Origin of the sequence: Mesorhizobium sp. M7A.F.Ca.US.006.04.2.1, from assembly GCF_004022915.1 — a bacterium.
Taxonomy (GTDB): Bacteria; Pseudomonadota; Alphaproteobacteria; order Rhizobiales; family Rhizobiaceae; genus Mesorhizobium; species Mesorhizobium ciceri.
This window is the reverse complement of sequence record NZ_RZQA01000588.1, coordinates 1-4085: the sequence shown is the minus strand read 5'-3', so window position 1 is coordinate 4085 and position 4085 is coordinate 1. Positions and strand designations below refer to the sequence as shown.

Annotated in this window: 5 protein-coding genes; all 5 read right to left on the bottom strand. The window is 64.3% G+C overall.

Annotated features, from left to right (window positions below):
* On the bottom strand, nt 1-609 hold a 609-nt coding region (locus EN925_RS25905; protein ID WP_164894384.1), incomplete at its 3' end, for a dienelactone hydrolase family protein.
* Between the two features lie 110 nt (nt 610-719).
* Nucleotides 720-2018, bottom strand: a complete 1299-nt coding sequence (locus EN925_RS25900; protein WP_127368725.1) for an MFS transporter — start codon at nt 2016-2018, stop codon at nt 720-722.
* Nucleotides 2015-2692 (bottom strand): FadR/GntR family transcriptional regulator, encoded by a 678-nt coding sequence (locus EN925_RS25895; RefSeq protein ID WP_064993722.1) that lies wholly within the window; start codon nt 2690-2692, stop codon nt 2015-2017. The genes EN925_RS25900 and EN925_RS25895 overlap by 4 nt, the downstream gene beginning before the upstream one ends.
* Before the next feature lie 102 nt (nt 2693-2794).
* Nucleotides 2795-3490 (bottom strand): 4Fe-4S dicluster domain-containing protein, encoded by a 696-nt coding sequence (locus tag EN925_RS25890; RefSeq protein WP_127384784.1) that lies wholly within the window; start codon nt 3488-3490, stop codon nt 2795-2797.
* A gap of 89 nt (nt 3491-3579) precedes the next feature.
* Nucleotides 3580-4085: trimethylamine methyltransferase family protein (locus EN925_RS25885; RefSeq protein WP_206632919.1), on the bottom strand; the 506-nt coding region annotated here is incomplete at its 5' end.

Here is a 4085-nt window from a genome sequence, read left to right as displayed (position 1 = left end):
ATCTACTTCCGCAACCCTGAGCGCCTCGACCAGCCGCGCCGACTGTTCCGGCGGGAAACTCCTGTCGACGCCGGATGTGCCGACATAGACGCGCGCCTTGATCGAGGCTGCCTTGCGATGCGGGCTGTCGGCGGCGTCGCCGGCCAGATTGCCGCCATGGAAGCTTGCGGCCGCTTTTATCCGTTTGGGATAGGTTGCAGCCGCATTCAATGATCGACCGCCGCCCATGCAATAGCCGATGGTGCCGATCGGCCCGGTAATACCCTCGGCAGCAAGCGCATCGAGGAACGCACCGCTGTCGCTGATGGTCATGTCCTGCGTCGTGCCGGTGACCAGCGCCATCAGCGGGATTTTGGTCTTTTCCTCGGCGAAGGCGGTCTTGGCGTCGAACGGCCCGTAGGGTGCATTGCGGTAGAACAGGTCGGGCACCAGCACCGCATAGCCTTCATTCGCCAGTCGCTCGGCCATACTGTCGAGCGCCGGCCGCGGACCAAAGGCGTCCTGATAGAGAATGACGCCGGCCTTGGCAGGAGATGCGTTTGCCGAGCGGAAAAGCCCGGCATTGGCAACACCATCCCTGGTCTTGATCTGAAGGTCGTGTTTCGTCATCGCTCGCTCCGTTCGACAGATGCGCGATACATATCCGCGCAAGCCTATACGGCAAGGCGCTCCCTGAGCATGGCAGTCAAAATTTCGTGCGGGATTGCGTGACGCTATTGCTAGCCTTCTCGCACCGTCCGCGCACCGACATGCAGCGCGCGGCCGGCACCGAGCCCCATAATGGCTACGCCAAGCCCGAGCGCGACGAACAGGAACGCCGTTCCCGAAAAACTGCCGGTCCAGTCGCGGATCAGGCCCACCAGCAGCGGGCCGAATGCCGCCAGCACATAGCCGACGCCTTGCGCCATACCTGAAAGATGCGCGGCGACATGCGAATCCGGCGAACGCAGCACGATCAGGCTCATGGCAGCCGCGATCAGGCCGCCCTGCCCGATGCCTTGCAGGATCGCCCAGAACAGCACGGTCGAGGTCGGTGCGAACAGAATGCCGAGCAGCGCGATCACCGCCGTGGCAACGAGCGCCACATTGATGCCGCGCTGGTCTTTCAGCCGCATCGCGAAGGACGGCACGGCGAGGCAGGTGATGACCTGCGCCATGACAGACACCGAAACCATGGCGCCGGCGGTGGCCGCATCGAAGCCACGCTCGCGCAGGATCGGCGCCAGCCAACCGAAGATGCAATAGGCAAGTGCCGACTGCAGGCCCATGAACAGCGTCACCTGCCAAGCCAGGCGATCGCGCCAGAGACCAACGACGCGAAAGCCCCGATGACTGACCTGCCGACGGCTGCCCAGCGCCTGCGGAATCCAGATCAAAAGCACGACCAGTGTAGGCACCGCCCAGGCAGCAAGTGCCCCGGACCACGAACCGGTGACAAAATGCTCGATCGGCAGTGTGAAGCCGGCGGCGGCCGCCGAGCCGGCACAGAGCGCCATGGTGTAGAGCCCGGTCATGACGGCGGCCTTGTCGGCGAAATCTCGCTTCACCAGGCCCGGCAGCAGCACATTGCCGATGGCAATGGCGCCGCCGGCAAGGAAGGTGGCGACAAACAGCAGGGGAACCGTACCGAACCAGCGCAGGCCGGTTCCCAGCACCAGCAAGATGAGCGCCCCGAGCAAAGTGCGCTCGGCTCCATAGCGCTGGGCAAATCTTGGCGCGAAGGGCGCGAACAGACCCAGACACAGAACGGGCAGCGTCGTCAGCAGGCTGGCGCCCGTCGTCGACAGTCCGGTTGCCTGCATCACCTCGGGCAGCAGTACCGACAGGCTGGAAAACAGCGGCCGCAGGCTGAAGGCGATCAGCACAAGGCTCGCGCCAAGCACGATGCGCGCCGCACGGCTGCGCAGTTCAGGCGGCTGCGGCACGGGCAGGCTGTCGGCCTCGGCATCGATGAGTTCCAGACCCTCGATGGCGGCGGATTGCGCCGTCGGGTCAGGCTGACGAAAACTCTGGTTCATTGCGAAAGCAGTCTTTCAAGTTGGGCAAGCACCGGCGCCATGAAGGCGCGAACGGCGGCAACGGCGCGCTCGGGATTGCTCGCGGCAATGGCGTCGACGATAGCCGCATGCGCCTGGTGGTCCGGTTCGGGCAGATCGCCGTCGATGGTGGCATGGATGGTCTCGGTGATGGCGGCGGTGAAGAAGTCGTAGAGCTCCATCATCGCTTTGTTGCCGGACGCCGCGACAACCGATTTGTGGAAAGCGAGATCGCGCCGGATGAAGGCATCGCTTCCGCCGCCCGCGACGGTGCCGCGTTCGGCAAGCAGTTGCCGCATCGTCTCAAGATCGGCTGGCGTGTGGCGCATGGCGGCGAGCCGTGCCGCCTCCAGGTCGAGCGCCGCCCGCGCCTCCCACTGATCGCGCAGGCCGGTGCGCTTGACCCGGTCGAGCGCGGCAGAGGCATCGACGGTAGAGCGCACATATGTGCCCGAGCCCTGGCGCGTATCCAGCAATCCTTGCGAGACCAGCACCCGCACCGCCTCGCGCACCGTGCCGCGGCTGACCGACAGAAGCTCGGTCAGGGCTGCCTCATTGGGAATGCGCTCGCCGACGCCCCAGCGGCCGCTGACGATCTCCGCACGCAGGCTGCTGGTGGCGCTGTCGGTGAGATTGGTTCTGGTGGCGGGTTGCATAGGCCTATTCATAAGTCATCAGATGACTTGATGAATAGGCCTGCTTCTAGCTGCCGTCAAGATGCTCATCGAAGCCAACGAGCACCACGCAATGGGAACGGATCAGCTGGTGGCTCGTGCGAAGCTCGCCATGTGAAACGCCTGGACCTCCGGCGGATAGCGGTATCCCGCGCCATAGGGGCACGCATTGCGATCAAGGCAACCGCCGCTGCGGCAGGGTTCGCCATGCGCTCCCCCCACATGCGCCAGGCAGGATTGATAAGCGAATCCTTGCGCGGAATAGGCGTCGACCGGGCAGGATTTCAGGCAGGGTTTCTCGACGCAGCTATCGCAAAGGTGGGGCGCTGCCTCGGCAACTTGAACTGGAATTTCGTCCTCGAACAGCAGCGCACCGCGGTAGGCATGCCATAGCCCGTAGCGCGGATGCATGAGGATGCCGAGCGGCGACAGTTTCAGCCCCTCCGCCCGCATTGCCCATTGCTGGAACGGCAGATAGGGCTTGTCCGACGGAGAAATCGCCCGTGCGCCAAAATCCTGCGCCACGGCGCCGATCACTTCGCGCGACCATGTGTCGAGCGGATTGGCGATTGCCTGTGGCTGTTGCTCCCACCAACGCAGGAAATGCGGCCAGGGTGCCGCGCCCGCCTGCCCCACCAGCAGGACGGCCGCTGCCGGCGCACCCGATGATCCCGTTGGCGGCACATCGCTTGGCGTAAAATTGAAGCCGCCGCGAAGGACAAGGCCGTTGGCGAGAAGCGCCGCAGCAATGCGGTCAACGCTGCCGGCGGGCGTAATCATCCCTTCTTGTCCGGATCGGAGAACGCGCTCCGCCAGACTTCCTTGTGGATGATGTTGGCGACTTTAGCCCCGCCTGACTCGGGCTCCTTTCAAGTGAAGGCGTCGGGCATCGACCCCTTCTTCTTGGCGATGAAGTCCTTCAACGCTTCGTCGATGCTCGGATCGAGATGCGGCGCCTCATAGCTTTCCAGCCAGCGGCGGGCGAGTTCGTTGGCGCGCTGCGGCGCTGTCTTCTCGCCTTCGGCCAGCCACTGCTCGTAGGAATTGTTGTCGGCGATGTTGGAGCGGTAGAAGGCGGTCTGGAAATTGGCCTGGGTGTGGTCGCAGCCGAGATAGTGGCTGCCCGGCCCGACCTGGCGGATGGCGTCCATCGCCTGGCCGTTTTCCGACAGGTCGACGCCTTCGGAGAATTTCTGCGTCATGCCGAGCTGGTCGATGTCCATCATGAACTTTTCGTAGCAGGAGGCCAGCCCGCCCTCGAGCCAGCCGGCCGAGTGCAGCACGAAATTGGTGCCGGCCAGGATGGTCGAGTTCAGCGTGTTGGCGCTTTCATAAGCCGCTTGTGCATCCGGAACCTTGGACGCGCAGAGCTTGT